14 protein-coding genes and 1 tRNA gene are annotated in these 16,125 nt (G+C 73.7%); 5 read left to right on the top strand and 10 right to left on the bottom strand.

Annotation, left to right across the window (positions count from 1 at the left end; genetic code table 11):
• Nucleotides 1–56 precede the first annotated feature (56 nt).
• On the top strand, nt 57–1,187 hold the full coding sequence (locus ACWCPM_RS09350; protein ID WP_450975522.1) for an LLM class flavin-dependent oxidoreductase: 1,131 nt from the start codon (nt 57–59) through the stop codon (nt 1,185–1,187).
• Here ACWCPM_RS09350 and ACWCPM_RS09345 read toward each other — a convergent pair.
• Complete coding sequence (locus tag ACWCPM_RS09345) at nt 1,166–3,001, bottom strand: putative bifunctional diguanylate cyclase/phosphodiesterase (RefSeq protein WP_450975521.1); 1,836 nt, start codon at nt 2,999–3,001, stop codon at nt 1,166–1,168. The genes ACWCPM_RS09350 and ACWCPM_RS09345 overlap by 22 nt on opposite strands.
• A gap of 337 nt (nt 3,002–3,338) precedes the next feature.
• On the opposite strand from ACWCPM_RS09345, the gene ACWCPM_RS09340 reads away from it, so the two are divergent.
• Nucleotides 3,339–4,682: a M6 family metalloprotease domain-containing protein gene (locus ACWCPM_RS09340; protein WP_450975520.1), complete on the top strand. Its 1,344-nt coding sequence runs from the start codon at nt 3,339–3,341 to the stop codon at nt 4,680–4,682.
• A gap of 65 nt (nt 4,683–4,747) precedes the next feature.
• Here ACWCPM_RS09340 and ACWCPM_RS09335 read toward each other — a convergent pair.
• The 7 genes from ACWCPM_RS09335 to ACWCPM_RS09305 form a co-directional block, all read right to left on the bottom strand.
• Nucleotides 4,748–4,821, bottom strand: a tRNA-Lys gene (locus ACWCPM_RS09335).
• On the bottom strand, nt 4,812–5,492 hold the full coding sequence (locus ACWCPM_RS09330; protein ID WP_450975637.1) for a bifunctional DNA primase/polymerase: 681 nt from the start codon (nt 5,490–5,492) through the stop codon (nt 4,812–4,814). Before ACWCPM_RS09330 ends, ACWCPM_RS09335 begins: the two co-directional genes overlap by 10 nt.
• A 58-nt stretch (nt 5,493–5,550) precedes the next feature.
• A complete protein-coding gene (locus ACWCPM_RS09325) occupies nt 5,551–5,913 on the bottom strand; it encodes a hypothetical protein (RefSeq protein ID WP_450975519.1) in 363 nt (120 codons plus the stop codon).
• A gap of 336 nt (nt 5,914–6,249) precedes the next feature.
• A complete protein-coding gene (locus ACWCPM_RS09320; RefSeq protein WP_450975518.1) occupies nt 6,250–7,590 on the bottom strand; it encodes an AAA family ATPase in 1,341 nt (446 codons plus the stop codon).
• Nucleotides 7,587–9,233, bottom strand: coding sequence for a hypothetical protein (locus tag ACWCPM_RS09315; protein ID WP_450975517.1), 1,647 nt, complete (start codon nt 9,231–9,233; stop codon nt 7,587–7,589). The genes ACWCPM_RS09320 and ACWCPM_RS09315 overlap by 4 nt, the downstream gene beginning before the upstream one ends.
• Nucleotides 9,224–10,414 carry a hypothetical protein gene (locus ACWCPM_RS09310; protein ID WP_450975636.1) on the bottom strand — a complete coding sequence of 397 codons (1,191 nt, stop codon included), beginning with the start codon at nt 10,412–10,414 and terminating at the stop codon, nt 9,224–9,226. The genes ACWCPM_RS09315 and ACWCPM_RS09310 overlap by 10 nt, the downstream gene beginning before the upstream one ends.
• A complete protein-coding gene (locus tag ACWCPM_RS09305) occupies nt 10,365–11,318 on the bottom strand; it encodes a phosphatase PAP2 family protein (RefSeq protein ID WP_450975516.1) in 954 nt (317 codons plus the stop codon). The genes ACWCPM_RS09310 and ACWCPM_RS09305 overlap by 50 nt, the downstream gene beginning before the upstream one ends.
• 203 nt (nt 11,319–11,521) lie before the next feature.
• On the opposite strand from ACWCPM_RS09305, the gene ACWCPM_RS09300 reads away from it, so the two are divergent.
• Nucleotides 11,522–12,118: a histidine phosphatase family protein gene (locus ACWCPM_RS09300; protein WP_450975515.1), complete on the top strand. Its 597-nt coding sequence runs from the start codon at nt 11,522–11,524 to the stop codon at nt 12,116–12,118.
• 48 nt (nt 12,119–12,166) lie between these two features.
• On the opposite strand, the gene ACWCPM_RS09295 is transcribed toward ACWCPM_RS09300, so the two are convergent.
• Entirely contained in the window at nt 12,167–13,618 is a 1,452-nt protein-coding gene (locus ACWCPM_RS09295) for a hypothetical protein (protein ID WP_450975514.1), read from the bottom strand.
• Between the two features lie 280 nt (nt 13,619–13,898).
• Between ACWCPM_RS09295 and ACWCPM_RS09290 the strand changes: the two genes are divergently transcribed.
• Nucleotides 13,899–14,315 (top strand): hypothetical protein, encoded by a 417-nt coding sequence (locus ACWCPM_RS09290; RefSeq protein ID WP_450975513.1) that lies wholly within the window; start codon nt 13,899–13,901, stop codon nt 14,313–14,315.
• A gap of 111 nt (nt 14,316–14,426) precedes the next feature.
• Complete coding sequence (locus tag ACWCPM_RS09285; protein ID WP_450975512.1) at nt 14,427–15,296, top strand: spermidine synthase; 870 nt, start codon at nt 14,427–14,429, stop codon at nt 15,294–15,296.
• Nucleotides 15,297–15,476: 180 nt separating this feature from the next.
• Here the strand turns inward: ACWCPM_RS09285 and ACWCPM_RS09280 are convergent, their stop codons facing one another.
• Nucleotides 15,477–16,001 (bottom strand): hypothetical protein, encoded by a 525-nt coding sequence (locus ACWCPM_RS09280; protein WP_450975635.1) that lies wholly within the window; start codon nt 15,999–16,001, stop codon nt 15,477–15,479.
• Between the last annotated feature and the right edge of the window lie 124 nt (nt 16,002–16,125).

The raw sequence follows: 16,125 nt of genomic DNA, 5'->3' as shown, positions 1-16,125 counted from the left end.
AGTCTCCTGTTAGCGGCTGTGAGGAGACCGCACGGCCGAGAACCAGGAGGCACCCTTTGCCCGACGACCAGCACCACGAGCACCAGGAGCACGGCGAGCGCGACGGCGACGGGATCCGCGGCACCGCGCACGGCACCGCCCCCGTCCCGCTCTCCGTCCTGGACCTGGTCACCGTCGGCGCGGGCCGCACCGCCACCGACGCGCTGCGCACGAGCGTCGCCCTGTCCCGCCTCGCGGAAGCCCGCGGATTCCACCGGTACTGGGTCGCCGAGCACCACTCGATGCCGGGCGTCGCCTCCTCGTCCCCGGCCGTGATCCTCGCCCATCTCGCGGCCCACACCGAGCGCATCCGGCTCGGCTCGGGCGGCGTGATGCTGCCCAACCACGCCCCGCTGGTGATCGCCGAGCAGTTCGGCACCCTGGAGGCGCTGGCCCCGGGCCGGATCGACCTGGGCCTCGGCCGCGCCCCCGGCACGGACGGCGCCACCGCCGCCGCCCTGCGCCGCACCGACCGCCTGAACGAAGGCGCCGACGACTTCCCCGAGCAGCTCGTCGAGCTGACCCGGTTCCTGGACGACGACTTCCCCGACGGCCACCCCTACCGCCGTATCCACGCGGTCCCCGGCCCCGTGCAGGCCACCTCGCCCGGCGGCGTGCAGTCGCGGCACCGCCCGCCCGTCTGGCTGCTCGGCTCCTCCGGCTTCAGCGCCCGGCTGGCGGGCCTGCTCGGTCTGCCGTTCGCCTTCGCGCACCACTTCTCCGCGCGCAACACCGTCCCCGCGCTCGACCTCTACCGGGAGACCTTCAGGCCGTCCGCCCTCCTCGACGCGCCCTACGCCCTCATCGGCGTCGCGGCGCTGGCCACCGACGACGAGAGGGAGGCCCGCCGCCAGGTCCGCGCCGCCGCGCTGAGCATGGTGCGACTGCGCACCGGACGGCCGGGCCTCGTCCCCACGCCGGAGGAGGCCGAGGCGCACGAGTTCAGCCCGCTGGAGGAGGAGTTCGTCTCCTCCTGGAGCGCCGACGTCGTCCACGGCACCCCGGACGAGGTCCGCGCGGGCCTCGACGGCCTCCAGAAGCGCACCGGCGCCGACGAGTTGATGCTCACGGGCAACACGCACACCGCTGAGATCCGGCTCCGTTCCTACGAACTCGTCGCGGACGCCTACGGGTTGCCGACCACCTGACCCGACGGGCACGCCAGCAGCTCGGAGATGCGATCCGGCGGTACCGGGCGGGAGTACAGCCATCCCTGCCCGGTGTCGCACCCGATCCGGCGCAGCCGGCCGGCCTGCGAGGAGGTCTCGACGCACTCCGCCGTGACGGTCAGCCCCAGCCGGTGCGCCAGCTGGATCATCGCCTCGACGATCACCTCGTCGGCCGGGCTGGCGTGGGCGCCCGCGTCCTCGTACTGGAAGCCCCGTACGAAGGAGCCGTCGAGCTTCAGCACCGACACCGGCAGTCTGCTGAGGTAGGCGAGGTTGGAGTAGCCGGTGCCGAAGTCGTCGATGGCGATGCGCACGCCCATGTCGCTGAGCGCCTGGAGGGCCTGCAGCGGGCGGCCCGCCGAGCCCATCACCGCGGACTCGGTGAGCTCCAGCTGGAGCAGTTGCGGAGCGAGACCCGTCTCCCCGAGGATCTCGGCGACGTCCGCGACCAGGTCGGAGTCCCAGACCTGACGCACGGCGACGTTGACGGAGACGAACAGCGGCGGTTCGTCGGGGCGTTCGAGCTGCCAGCGGCGGGCCTGGCGGCACGCGGTGGCCAGCACCCAGCGGCCCAGCGGGACGATCGCGCCGTCCTCCTCCGCCAGTCCGATGAACCGATTCGGCGTCAGCATGCCGAACTGCGGGTGGTTCCAGCGGACCAGCGCCTCGACCCCGCTGAGCCGTCCGTCCGCCATCCCGACCAGCGGCTGGTACTCCAGGACGAACTCGCCCCGTTCGATGGCCGGGCGCAGGGTGGAGGCGAGCGCCTGGCGGGTCATACGGTGCGCGTTGCGCTCGGGGTCGAAGAGCGTCCAGCGGGACCTGCCGTCCGCCTTCGCCCAGTACAGCGTGGTGTCGGCGGCCTGCATCAGACCGGTCGCGGTGGTGCCGGCCGCCTGTCGTTCGACGACGCCGATCGACGCCGACAACGACAGCCGCTGACCGGCCAGATCGAAGGGCTCCTGAAGCGCCGTGAGCACCGACTCGGCCAGATCGGCCAGTTGCTCGGTGCCCGTGGAGTCCTCGACCAGCAGCGCGAACTCGTCACCGCCGAGCCTGGCCACCAGCGGCGCGCTCGCCCTGCCGTACCCCGCCTCGTCCGCACAGCGGCCCAGCCGCTCCGCCACGGCCGCGAGCAGCCGGTCGCCGACCCGGTGGCCGAGGGTGTCGTTGACCGCCTTGAAGCCGTCCAGGTCCAGATAGCACAGACCGATCCGGCCGGTGCCGCCCCGCTCGTACGACTCCACGTCGAGGGAGGCCGAGAGACGCTCGAAGAACAGCGTCCGGTTGGGCAGCCTCGTCACCGGGTCGTGCATCTGCAAATGCCGCAATCTGCCCTGCAGTTCGCGCCGCGCGCTGATGTCGGTGACGGTCAGCAGCACGCCCTGCGCGCCGTCGGGCAGCGGGGCGACGGTGACCTGCACCCAGACGCTGTGCCCGTCGGGGTGCTTCAGCCGCCGGCTGCACCGCAGCTTGGCCTCCCGTCCGCGCAGTACCTCGCGGTACGCGTGCCAGGTGCGGGCGTCGGACGCCAGGTCGACCAGGTCGGCGGCGACCCGTCCGGTGAGGTCGCCGGAACCGGTGCCGAGCAGGTCGACCAGGGCCGCGTTGGCGCCGGCCACCAGACCTTCGCGGTCGACGACGGCCATCGCCAGCGGTGCGGCGGCGAAGGCGGATCGGTAGGAGTCGGAGGCGTCGGACCTGGTACTTCGCGGCGCCTGGTGATTACTGTCTGTGACGACCGGCCCGATGAGGTCGGCCGTGGGCGTCGGCCCTTCGGACGTTCCGCTCACCGCTCGCTCCCGCAGTGCACTCGATCTGCTCGATCTCTGCTCGATCTCGGTCCGGGCAGGAAAGGGTCAGGAAAGTGTGCCGATCATAGAGGGCCGCTCCCGCCGCTCGCAGCCCACTGTCCAGTGTCGCTGAACACGCGCGGAACGACCCGTCCTCCTGACAGATCGTTTCTGCCCGCCTGAGGCCCGGTTCTCCCACCCCTCGACCGAGTGTGACGGACCGTGAGCGGTTCGGGGGTGTCGGCCGGTTCGGTGACCCCGTTCGGTGGTAGGCGCCTCACTCGTCCGGTGCAGACAAACAGGGCATACAGCATGAAATTCACACAGTCTGGATGCGGTGTCCCGCGAACCGCATCCGGAGGTCCATGTGCCGCGTCAGCTGCCCTTGGGGGAACGCACCCGTGAGGCTCTCCAGGGGCTCGGCCGCGTGGCCGCCCGCCCCCGACTGCGCAGCACCGCGGCCGTGTTCACCACCCTGTCGGCGGTGGCGGCGACCTCCCTCATCGCCTGCCCCTCGGTCGCCGAGCCCTTCGCGGCCGCGCCCTGCGCCCTGACCCGCACCCAGGCCCACCACTCCGAGGGCCTGGACACCTGGAACGCCGCCTACCCCCGGCCCGCCGGTGCCCTCCACGCGGTGATGGTCTTCCTGTCCTTCCCGGACGCCCGCCCGCTGACCACCCCCACCGAACTGGCCTCCGACCACTTCCCGGCCACCAGCCGCTACTTCGAACGCGCCTCCTACGGCAAGTTCCGGCTGCACTCCCACCCGGTGCCGTACTGGATCCGCATGCCGCGCCCGTCCACCGCCTACGCCATACAGCGCGACTGGGGCGCCGCCCACCGTGCCGCCTATCTGCGGGACGCGCTCGCCGCGGCCGACGACCAGGTCGACTTCTCGCGCTACGACGTCGTCTACTTCGTCGCCGACCCGCACGCCCCCGGCGTCGACTCGGACGCCACGAAGGTCGTCAACCTGGACACCCCGCTGCGCGCCGACGGGACCGACATCCGCCGGATCGTCACGGTGTTCGAGAACCACCCGCCGGACCGGCTCGTCCTCGCCCACGAGACCGGCCATGTCTTCGACCTGCCGGACCTCTACCATCGCCCGGACGACGGAAAGGGCGACTGGGACACCCATGTGGGTGACTGGGACCTGATGGGCAGCCAGTTCGGACTGGCGCCGGATCTGTTCGGCTGGCACAAGTGGAAGCTGGGCTGGCTGGATCCCCGGCAGGTGGTCTGCGTCCGGGGCGGCACGCCCGTACGGCTGACGCTGGAGTCGCTGGGCGCGGCACCCGGACTGCCGTCCACCGCACCGGCCGGCGCCCCCGCCTTCGGGCTGGGCCGCGGCACCAAGCTGGCGGTCGTGCGCATCGGGTCGGACAGCGCCCTCGCCATCGAGGCCCGCGGCGCGGTCGGTAACGACCAGGAGAGCTGCCGCCAGGGCGTCCTCGTCTACCGCGTCCACGCCGGAGCCGCGTCCGGGGGCGGCCCGGTCCAGGTGATCGACGCCCATCCCCACACGGAGGCGTGCTGGGAGGGTTCGGTGTATCCGCCGCTCGCGGACGCGCCGGTCGCCCTCGGAGAGAGCTTCACCGTGCCGGGCACGACCGTGCGGCTGGACGTGGAGGGGCGCACCACGTCCGGGGGGTGGACGGTGAAGATCGCGCACGGGTGATCCGTGGACACGACGAAGGCGAGGCCGTTCGCGATTTCCGCGAACCCGCCTCGCCTTCGACAACGTGCGCCGCCAGGGACTCGAACCCCGGACCCGCTGATTAAGAGTCAGCTGCTCTAACCAACTGAGCTAGCGGCGCCTGCTGACGTCGTAGACCTTAGCATCCTGGTCAGGGGGAGGAAAAATCGATATCCGTACCGCCCGGCGGGCCGCCCCGACCGCCGCCCAGAGCAGGATCTCGGGGCCCGGGAGCCAAGGGCGACGGGTGTCGGGGGCCACGAGCCAGCGGGATCCGGACGCCTGCTCCGACTCGGTGCCGGAGGGCGCGGGGACGGTGACCGCGTCGCCGGTGCCGTGGCAGAGGAGGGGCGGGATCGCCGCCGTACGGCCGGGGCGGGCCGGGTCCACGGCCCCCCACTCCTCCCACTCCAGCAGCGACGGCAGCCGCTGTGCCGTACCCGGCGCGGCGAACAGCAGCATCCGGCCCCGGAACACCGCGACCGGCCCCGAGCCGGGTCCGTCGTCCCACAACCGGTCCAGCATCCGGCGCCCGAAGAGCGCGGGCGCGCTCACGACGTCGAAGGCGGAACCGCACGGCAGCACCACCGGCGCGTCGGGCCGCTCCCGCCAGAGCGCGAGGGTGCTGCGCGGGTGGGTTCCCGCCGAGGCGAGCCAGGCCGTGCCGTCCGAGGTCACTGTGCTGCTGCTCATGGCACCTACAGGTACCGGGAGTGAACGGCATGTTTCCGAAGGTTGCGGGAAATCGGGACAGGAGCCGGCGGGAAGGGGTACCTTGCCCGGTCGGCATATGCCATGAGGGCGGTCGTGGCGCCGACATCCGGGGCATGCGTCCGGTGGCCCGCCTCCCTCAGACGGAATCCGGGCCCCGCGCCTCGACGCCCCGCAGCAGGTCCCGGCCGAACTCCACCATCTTCTTGGCGTAGTCCTCGGTCCACTCGGCCCGCTCGGCGATGTCCGCCGACGTCAGCCGGTCGAACCGGCGCGGATCGGCGAGCTGCGCCGCGGCCATGGCCTGGAACTCCACCGCCCGGTCCGCGGCGGCCCGGAACGCGTGGGTCAGCTCCGTGGCCCGTGCCAGGAGCCTGCGGGGGTCGTCGATCGACTCCAGGTCGAAGAAGTGCTCCGGGTCCGAGGCCGCATCCGCGGGCTCGAAGAGCAGGGGCGCGGGGCGTAGCCGCGGTTCGTTCCGACGCGGCGTGGGCTCCGCCATGTCCTCATCTCCTCCTCGTACGTTTCCGACGGCACACCCGTCCAGGGTGGACCACCCTCAATTCTCTCGCGCCCGCGCAAGGGGGCCCTTGAGCCCGGACCACGCAGGATTCCTGGTCGGCCCGGGTGCCGGCGTTCACCGTGTCCGCCAGTGGCACACCGGCGTTCACGGTGTCCGGCGGACGCGGTGTTCGGCCAGGTGCGCCGGTACGGCGTGGTTGGCCTCCCAGCCGTCCGGGCTGTGTTCTGCGGCCGCTTCCGGCGGCGTGCCGGACTCCGTCCGGCTTGTGGGGCGGCGTGGTGGTGGCGTCGGCCGGTCGGTGTACCGGTACGGCGTTCAGGGTGTCCAGCGGACGCGGTGTTCGGCGAGGTGCGCCAGTACGGCGTGATTGGCCTCCCAGCCGTCCGGGAACTTCACCAGAGTTCCCAGCTGGACCGGTTCCGTGGACGGGTAGTCGTCCAGCAGGTCGCTCACTCCCTCGCGGCAGACCACGACGCACGCGTGCCGGTGGCGGGAGGCCAGGACGCACAGGCGGCCGGTCTCCAGGTGGAAGGCCGTGGCGTCGGGGCGGCCGGAGAGCGGATGCAGGACGACCGTGACGTCGTACTCCCGGCCCTGGAGCCGGTTCGCCGTGTCGACGGTGACCTCGCGGACGCCCATGCCGGCGAGGGCCGCCCGGACGGCGGCCGCCTGATCGCGGTGCGCCGTGCCGACGGCGATCCGGTCGGCCGTCAGCGGCGTCGGCTCGTGGGAGCGCTCCGACGTGGCCGCCCCGCCCCGGTCCAGCAGCCGCCGTACCACCGCCGCGACCGCCCGCACCGCCTCCGGATCGGTGCGCGGCGTGTGCCGGGCGGGCAGTTCCAGCAGGCCCCAGCCGGACTCCGCCGCCTCGTCGATCACCCGGTCGGGGCCCGAGCCGTCGGAGGGCACACCGAACGTGAGCCGCCGGTCGCCGTGACCGGTGCCGCTGCGGAACGGGGTGTAGGGGTAGAACGCGTCCGAGACCAGCGGCGCCGCCGAGGCCGGCAGCCGCCAGGAGACCGGCAGCCGGTGCTGCGGCAGCTCGGGGTTGTGCGCGAGCAGGGTCGTCACCGCGGACGCCGAGGGGTCGTACGACAGCCCCGCCCACTGCTCGCTGCCCACGATCGCGAACGGGTCCAGCTGCCCGGGGTCCCCGACGAACAGCGCCCGCTCGAACAGCCCGGCCACGGCCAGCAGCGAGTCCGACCGCATCTGGTACGCCTCGTCGACGATCGCGTGCCGCCACGGTTCGTCGGCCTTGACGTGACCCCATTTGGCGGCCGTGGACAGGACGACGGGCATCGCGGTCAGGTCCCCCGCCTTCGCCGACTTCCGTACGTTCGGCAGGTCGTCCAGCGCCTTGTCGTACGGGTCGGCGTCGCTGCTGTGCAGCCGGCCCACCGGCAGCTCGGGGTTCTTCTCGGCGAGCCGCAGCACCAGATCGTCGACCTGGGCGTTGGTCTGCGCGACGACCATCAGCGGGCGGCCCGCCTCGGCCAGTTCGAGTGCCGCGCGCACCACCAGCGTGGACTTGCCCGCGCCGGGCGGGGAGTCGACGACGACCCCGCGGTGCCGCCCGTGCAGGGTGTCGCGCAGGATCGCGTCGGTCGCGCGTGCCGCCGCGGCGCCGGGGTCGAAGGCGGTCCGCGTGGTCACAGAATGTCCTCCTCGGTGACGGGGTCGGCGGGCTCCGGTGCGGTCCGCTCACCGGGCGGCCCGCCGTGTGTCCACGGCGTGGCCTCCGCGTCGGGCAGCTTCGCGCCGCCCCGCTGCTCGTGCTCGAACAGCGTGAAGCACAGGGTGTCGCCCTTCTCCGGCACGGACCCGGCCTCGGGCTCCTTGCCGCGGCCCATCTTGTCGACGATCCGCAGGACCACCAGGGTGCTCCCGGCCGGGGCGTCGCCCCCGGCCGTGGTCCCGGCGCCCTCCGGCGCCCTCTCGTCCTCGTACCCGACGAACTCCGCGGCCTGCGGCTTTCCCGCCAGCGAGCGGTACACCTTCGCCCGCTCGCCCAGATGGGGCCGGTCGTCCGTACGCACGGTCACCAGCGGGCGCGGGCTGGGCCGCTTGCCCTCGCTGTACGCCATGACCACATCCGTGACCTCGCCCGCGAACGCCTCCCCGGAGAGCCGCCGCCCCGCCATCACCAGCGGATCGTCGAGAGCCTCCTGGGCCTCCAGACGTGCCTGTTCGCGCTCGCGTGTCGCCAGTTTGTTCGCCGCCGTCACCGCGTCGTCGCGGCGCGGCTGCGGCGGCTCGCCCGCGAGGACCCGGTCCCGATGGCCGGTGAACGACCAGCGGTCGCGCGTCCAGCGCTCCTCGACCCGTGCCCCCTCGGGCAGCTCCCGCAGCAGGTCCAGGCCGCGCCAGACCGCGTCCCAGGTCGGGCGGGCGACCCGCTCGACCAGGGCCCGGATCTCCCGCTCGGCGGCGGTGGCGTCCCCGAGCCGGTCGTCCGCCTCCAGGCCGTCCTCGGCGGCGGCGAGTGCGCCGCGCGCGCGGTCGTAGCGCTCGATGGCCGGGGCGAGCAGCTTGTTGTCGAAGGCCGGGTCGGTGGCCGGTCCCGCCGGTGGCCATCGGAGCTGGCCCCGGCCGTCCCGTTCGAGCTCGGCGCGCAGCGCGGCCTCGGCGCCGGTCGCGCCGTCCGGTGGATCGATCCAGGCGAGCAGTGCGCCCAGGTGCTGGTCCTCGAGGCTGGACTGGCCGGTCGCCCAGTGCCGGGACAGCACGTCCGTCAGGGCCAGCAGCAGCGAGGAACCGGGGACGCGGGCGCGCTCCCCGTAGTGCGTCAGCCACCGGCCGAGCAGCGGCACCCGCGGTGGCGCGGGATGGGGCGCCTCGGGGTCCTGCTCCGCCGTACGGCGGAAACGCATCGAGCGTCCCAGCAGTCGTACGAGGTCGACGCCCGGGCGGCTCGGCACGATCAACTGCGGCGCGTCCGCGCACAGCTCGACCTCGACCTTGACCCGCTTGCCGGTCTCCGGGTCGGTGTCGGTGCGCTCGGCGGTCTCGACGCTCCCGGCGTGCGTGTCGATGTACGGCAGGACCATCTCGGCCAGTTCGGCCAGGAAGGCGAATCGGAGGTCGCGGTCGCGCGGCTGCGCCACGGCCAGCAGGCGCGGCGCGTCCCGGTCGGTGCCGACCAGCGCGCCGAGCGGGGCGCCGGCCTCACCCGCGGTGGTCAGCGGCACCAGGACGAGGGGGCGCTCGGACAGATGCCGGTGGCGGACGGTGGCGGCCGGCTGCGCACGCCCGCTGTCGACGGCTTCGAGGCGGGCGAGGGTGGAGATCAGCGACACCGGGCGCCCTCCGGGGACTCGGCGCGCCGCTGCGGTTCCTCGGGGAGTTGCGGGCCGGCCGTCCCGGGCGGCCGTCCGCCCAGGGCCTCGGCGCGCAGGCGGGCCGCCCGGCGCAGTGCGGCCACCGCCGGGTCGTCCGGGTCGCCCTCCTCGCCGCGGGACGCGGCGAGGATGTCCTGGACGGTGGTCAGGCCGCCCAGCTCGGCGCGGAGCGAGCGGCCCAGGGAGGTCACCGCGCCTTGCGCGCGGGAGCGTTCGCGGCAGTGGAAGGCCAGTTCGCACGCGGACAGGCACTCCGGCGCGTAGGTCGCGGGGACCGACTCGACGGCGGCCGTGAGCCGGCCGGGGGGCAGCTCGGGGGAGAAGCACGTGCCCTCGGGGAGCGTGTCGGCGATGTCCTCGATCCGGGTCAGGCGGGTCAGCTGCCGCCGGGTGACCGCGTGCTGTTTGCGCACGTCGACGGCCGAGGCGGTGGGCAGATTGGAGAAGTCCTTGGGGCAGACCAGCAGGACCTGGTGCCGTACCTGTGGCGCGGGGTCCATGCGGGCGGCGACGTCCTCCAGCGCCAGCACGTACACCGCCGCCTGCCGCGCGGCCGCGCCCACCTTGGCGGGGTCCGCCGAACCGTCGAGCATCGGGAACGACTTGATCTCGACGACCGTCCAGCCGCCGTCCGGGTGCACGACCACGGCGTCCGGCTCCAGGAACGCGGGGGAGCCCGCGACGTCCAGCGCGAGCATCGGGTGGTCGAGCAGCGTCCAGCCGCCCGCCTCGACGGCCTCGCGCAGCGCCAGTGCCGTACGCGCGGCACGGCCCTCGGGTCCGACGGCGGACAGGTCCGGAACGTGTGCCCCTGCCGGAGCCTCGGCGCCCGGGTCGAGCTTCTCGTGCGCCAGCCGCAGCAGGTCCGTGCCGCCGTCCGCCTTGACCCGCGCTTCGAACGCGTTACCCCGCATGAAGGCGAACTGCGACTGCCCGAACCCCGACGGCGAGCCCAGCGCACCGGCCAGCGCCGCCTTGTCCACCCCGGCGCCGTCGAGGATCGCGCGCCGTCTGCACCCCGGGTTGGCGGCGAGGGCCGCGAGGGCGCGGGCGTCCAGCGCCTTGGCCGGGACGTCGGGACCGCGCAGCTCAGCGAGCCGGTGCCGGAGCGCCGTCCCCCGCGTCCGTGGGGGTGGCACCCGGCTCGGCTCCCGCTCCGAACCGCGACTCGCGCTGCCGTGGAATTCGCTCACCCGCCGAAGTCTGACATCCGCCACTGACAATCGGGGTCCGAGCGGTGAGGGAGCCCGCTGCGGCCGGTGCGGTGCGCGCGGTCAGCGACATCCGCGCGCGGTTCGCGGCCCGCGTCACGTACGGCGCCAGCAGCAGTCCGACGCCCATCACGGCGGCGCCCGCGACCGCGTCGAGGAAGTAGTGGTTCGCGGTGCCCATCACCACGACGGTGGTCACCAGCGGATAGACCACGCCGGCGACCTTGGCCGGGCGCGTCCCGCCGTACCGCCACAGGATCACCCCGCACCACAGCGCCCAGCCGACGTGCAGGCTGGGCATCGCGGCGTACTGGTTGGTCATGCCGCCCAGTCCGCGGGGCGCGCTCGCCTCGCCGCCCCACCAGCCGTACGTGCTGTACTGCGCCATCGTGTCGACGAAGCCGTACCCGGCGGACAGCAGCCGGGGCGGGCAGGTCGGCATCAGCGTGAACCCGATGAGGCCGATGAAGGTCGAGGTCATCAGCCAGGTGCGGGCGGCGCGGTACTGCACGGCCCGGGTCCGGAAGAGCCAGACGAGGAGCACCGGTGTGACCAGGTAGTGCAGCGAGGCGTACCAGAAGTCGGCCGGTATGCCTATCCACGCCTCGCGCGTGAAGAGGCGGTTGAGCGGGTGCTCGGCGTTGAGGTACAGGGCCTTCTCTATGCGCAGTATCGCCAGGCCGTGGTCGACGGCGGTGGTGACATCGCCCCTGGCGAGCAGCCGGCCCGCCGAGTAGCAGGCGTACACGAGCAGGATCAGCGGCAGCTCGGACCACCAGCGCAACCGGAGGCGCGGAACCGCCTCGATGCCCGGTGTTTCGGCGTGCGGCATCCGATCGCCCTCCCCCTTCTCCTCGCGGCGCCCCTCGGCCCAGCGGCCGGTCGTAGCACTTTACGGTGAATGTTCCGTCCACCCTGCGGGTGTCCCCGGCCCTGATAGACGCCGGGATCGCCCTCCGGGTTGCCCCCGGACCGGGTGCGCGATGATGGAGAGGTTCCTCTTCAGTTCTTCTGCACGAAAGGTCCCGTCCTCTCATGGCACCGCGCATCCTGCTGGCCCGGCACGGGCAGACGGAGTGGTCGCTGGCCGGAAAGCACACCGGCAGGACCGACATACCGCTTCTCGACGAGGGGCGGCGCGGCGCGAAACTCCTCGGCGAGCGCCTGCACCAGACGCCGTACGCCGGGCTCCCGGGCGTCGAGGTCCGCACCAGCCCCCTGTCCCGCGCGCGGGAGACCTGCGAGCTCGCCGGCTTCGGCACCCGCGCGAGCACCTGGGACGCGCTGCTGGAATGGGACTACGGCGCCTACGAGGGACTGACCCCCGCCGAGATCCAAGCCGTCCGGCCCGGCTGGCTGATCTGGCGCGACGGTGTCCCGGAGGGCGAGAGCACGGCCGACATGACCGCCCGCGCCGACGAGGTCGTCACCTGGGCACGCGCACAGGACCGCGACGTCCTGATCTTCGCCCACGGGCACATCCTGCGCTCGATCGGCGCCCGCTGGCTGAACCTGCCGCTCGACTTCGCGGCCCGGGTCCGGCTGAACCCGACGTCCCTGTCGGTCCTGGGCTGGGCCTACGGCGAGCCGGCGATCGAGAGCTGGAACGACGTGGGCCACCTCGCGGGGTAGCCGTGTCCGGGGGTGCGACACCGGGCGCGGCGGCACCGCAGGTGCGCGTCACACCGGGCGAGGCGCCGAGGCATGCCGTTCCAGGAACTCCGACACCCCGGATGCCCGCCGGTGCGGCAGCAGCACCCGTGCCGTCCCCGCCAGCATCACCTGGATGCGCGAGGACTGCACCTCGTCCAGCAGGTCCAGCACCCGCATCCCCGCGCCGGCGGCCTCGTCGGGGCGGCCCCCGCGCGCGAGGTCGTCGGCGAGCTCCGCCGTGTAGAGCGCGATGTTCCGGGTGAAGTGCGGATCCTGCAGACGCGTCGCCCGCCGCGCGTGCCGGGCCGCCCGGGTCCAGTCACCCAGCGTCGACCAGCACTGCGCCTCCAGCGCCTCCAGCTCGGCCTCCCCGTAGAAGGTCATCCACTCGGGGTCGGCGTCCGAGGAGCCCCGGTCGTAGAAGGCGTGCGCGCGTGTCAGCGCCTGGGCGCACCCGGTGGGGTCGGCGAGCCCCGCCCATCCCCCGGCCTCCCGCAACGCAAGGAGCGACATCAGGCGGGCCGAGCCCAGGGGCCGCGCGATGCGCTGCGCGGCCTGCGCCGCCCGCACGGCCTCCCGCGGCCGTCCGGCGTCCCGGGCGAGGAACGCCGTGTTGCAGAAGGCGTGCGCCTCCAGCGCCGGGTCCCCGGTCATCCGCGCGGTCGCGAGGGCCTCCGCGTAGTGCGAGCGCGCGTCGTCGAACCGTCCCGAGTCGTGCGCCAGCCACCCCACGGAGATGGCCAGTTCACCGGCGCCCGAGTGCAGCCGGTCGGCGGTCGCCTGCCGTGTCGCTCCGGCGTCCAGGAGCGCGTACGCGGCGCGCAGCGGAGCCGCCGCCCGCCGGTAGAGTCCGTCCGCGCCGTGCCGGTCGTCGAGCAACCGGATTCTGCGGACGGCCTCTTCGAGGGCGCCCGCCTCGCTCGCCCCCGCGCGCCGCGCGGGGCGCTGCGCCGCCGAGGCGTCGAGTGCGAGCCCGATGGGACTCAGCGAGGCGGCGGCCACGGTGGCGCTCCCGCCGGTCATGAATGCGCGACGCAGCACGTCGCTCTCCTCGTAGTTGATGTGCGTGTCGTACGGGTTCTGCGTGGTGTCATACGGCTCGCCCGCCCCGCGCGTCTCACTCGTGGTCTGCGCCGGGCTCGGGGAGTGCACGGGGGGTGTCTCCTCGTCCCCGTGCGCCCCGCGCCCCCGGCCGCGAACGGACGAGCGGGGCGCGAACCCCAGATCGGTGAGCGAGCGCCCGGGGAACATGTGCAGGAACACACGCTCGTAGGCGTAGTTGGGGCAGCGGATCTCACCCGCCTCCACCCGGCCGATGTAGCGGGCGTCACAGCTGACCCGCTCGCCGATCTCCCGGGCGGCACGCCGCACCGCCGCGGCGAACTCGCCGGGTGAACGCCTGCCGCGCAGGCGCCGGAAGGCGAGGTTCGGCCGTGGTGGCCGTGGGGGCTGGGACGAGGTCACATCCGACGACGTCATGGCCGGGTCCTCTCGTGCGAACCGTCGAACCATGCCGGATCAAGGTGAGTTGAACCATTCGTCCAAAGTGACGCCCTGATTCCGGCGGGCAAGAACGTACCTGCTGTGTCGGGTACGCCACGCTGCGTTTGGCTACAAATCGGATATCTCATCCGGGATCCGCCATGAACTGCCATCCTTCGCGGCACACTTCCGCCGTAGCCGTTGACGCCGTCCCGCGTTGAACCCGGTGGACCGGGAGCCGCTCGACTCCCGGCCTGCTCGCCCAAGGAGGCGTTCCGTGGTGGAGGCCCAGTTGGAGACCAGCCGGAGCATCGATCCGTGTACACCGCTGCCGGAGTGCGACCTCGTGACGGTTCCCGCCCGGCAGGGGCTGGAGGCGGTCGACATCCTCCGGCGCGGTGAGATCGAGGCCGTGGGCCCGGTCCTGCACGACGACGACTGCGCCACCCTCTGCTTCGTGGTCCCGCCCGGTACGGCGGCGGCGTGGGACATGCCCGGCAGTACCTGCACCGGGACCGACGGACGCGGACTGCGGCTGGCCCCCGAGCCGCCGGCCGGCGGACCCGAGAAGCTGCCCGGCTCCGCCTGGCTGCTGCCGCCGGACGAGTCGGAGCCGGCGACGGATCCGGCGGTGCTGCGCCGGGCGCTGGGCGAGGCCGCTCGCACGATCGAGGCGGCGGACAACTGCCGCTGACGGCCGCCGGCCGCCGCCGGCGGGGCGGTCCCCGGGCGGTGGCTCCGTACCCCGCCCACCTGCGCCGACGGCGATCGGGCCGATGCCGCCGCGCCCACGGATAATGGCTGAGTGGGAAAGTCCAGAAAGCCGCGGCGGGCGCAAGCCGCACTCCAAGCCGTCGAGGAGACCGTCGACGGCGGCCTCGCCCAGCTGATACCGGACCGGGACCGGGCGCGGGCCTGGACCCTGCTGATCGACGGGGCCCCGCAGTCCCACGTCGACCTGGACGACCCCGGACATCTCTCCTTCGAGTACCAGCGGCGCCTCGGCCATGTCATCGACCTCGCCGCCCCGCCCGGCAAGCCGCTCCAGGCCGTGCACCTCGGCGGCGGCGCCCTCACCCTCGCCCGCTACCTCGCCGCGACCCGCCCCCGCTCCACCCAGCAGGTCGTCGAACGCGACGCGTCCCTCGTCCAACTGGTCCGCCGCGAATTGCCGTTGGCGCCGGGCGCACGCGTCCGGGTGCGGTCGGCCGACGCCCGCGAAGGGCTCGCCAAGGTGTCGGACGGCTGGGCCGACCTGATCGTCGCCGATGTGTTCAGCGGGGCCCGTACGCCCGCCCACCTCACCTCGACCGAGTTCCTCGACGAGGTCCGCCGGGCGCTGCGGGCCGACGGGCTGTACGCCGCCAACCTCGCCGACGGCCCGCCGCTCGCGCACCTGCGCGGCCAGATCGCCACCGCCGCCGCCCGTTTCGGCGAGCTCGCACTGATCGCCGACCCCGCGGTGCTCCGGGGAAAGCGCTTCGGCAACGCCGTCCTGGTCGCCTCCGACCAGCCCCTCCCGATCGCCGAACTGACCCGTCGCGCCGCCTCCGACCCCCACCCGGCCCGCGTGGAGCACGGCAGCAGGCTCGTCGCCTTCACCGGAGGAGCCACCCCGGTCACGGACGCCGCCGCGGTCGCCTCACCGGCACCGCCCCCTTCGGTCTTCCGCTGAGGCCCGGGGTCGGCCCTGGGTGTGGAGTGGGAGGTGGGGGTCGGCTCTCGGTGTGTGGTGGAAGCTCCGGGGGCCGGCCTTCGGGTGTGTGGTGGAAGCTCCGGGGGCCGGGCTCCGGGTACGCGGTGGAAGCCCCCGAGGGTCGGCCCCGGATCCGCGGCTTGGTCCGCCGGACAGGTCCTAGTAGGTGTTGATCTCCACGCGTGGCGGCCCGTCGTGCCATGTGCAGAACACCGACACCCGGTCCGTGCCCGCGGCGAACTCCACCCGGATCCACCTCTCCGTCTTCCACACCTGCATCGACCAGCCCGCGTCCGGGGTCGCCGACACCAGCGCCGCCGAGGACTCGCCGAGGTCGAAGACGGCCCGCCCGCCCTCGGTGGCGTAGCTCTTGACCTGCCCGGACGCGGGAGCTGACGCGGGGCCGCTCGGGCTCGGGCCACGGCTCGGGGCGGCGGAGGCGGCCGGATTCCGCGCGACCGGCGGGGAGTTCGGGCTCTTCGACGGTTCGGGCGAGCGCGTGCCCGCGGCCGTGGACCGCGGCGCCGGCTCAGGGGTGCCCGCGTCGGCCGCGGTGACGGGCAGGGCGCGGGGCGGGTCGTACACCGTGCCCGCCATGACCGAGTGGACACCCCACCACGACAGCGTGGTCGCCGCGCCCGTGGCGAGCGACCAGGCCAGTACGTGTACGACTCCTCTGAGCATCGCGGGCCATACTGCCTCACCCACGCCACCACTGTCCCACCGGTCACGGTGGACAAGGGAGTTGTCCACAGGTGCCGGGTTGTCCACAGGCGCCGGACCCGGCTCCCTCGCATGGCGTACGGTG

It is taken from the genome of Streptomyces sp. NPDC002309 (genome assembly GCF_053593375.1).
Note: the sequence above shows the minus strand (reverse complement) of the source record. Positions and strands in the feature narration are given on the sequence as shown.

What these genes read in the sequence shown, in the direction of transcription:
- ACWCPM_RS09305 (WP_450975516.1), bottom strand. Translation starts at nt 11,318, where the DNA reads ATGCCGCACGCCGAAACACCGGGCATCGAGGCGGTTCCGCGCCTCCGG.
- ACWCPM_RS09280 (WP_450975635.1), bottom strand. Translation starts at nt 16,001, where the DNA reads ATGCTCAGAGGAGTCGTACACGTACTGGCCTGGTCGCTCGCCACGGGC.
- ACWCPM_RS09295 (WP_450975514.1), bottom strand. Translation starts at nt 13,618, where the DNA reads ATGACGTCGTCGGATGTGACCTCGTCCCAGCCCCCACGGCCACCACGG.
- ACWCPM_RS09300 (WP_450975515.1), top strand. Translation starts at nt 11,522, where the DNA reads ATGGCACCGCGCATCCTGCTGGCCCGGCACGGGCAGACGGAGTGGTCG.
- ACWCPM_RS09325 (WP_450975519.1), bottom strand. Translation starts at nt 5,913, where the DNA reads ATGGCGGAGCCCACGCCGCGTCGGAACGAACCGCGGCTACGCCCCGCG.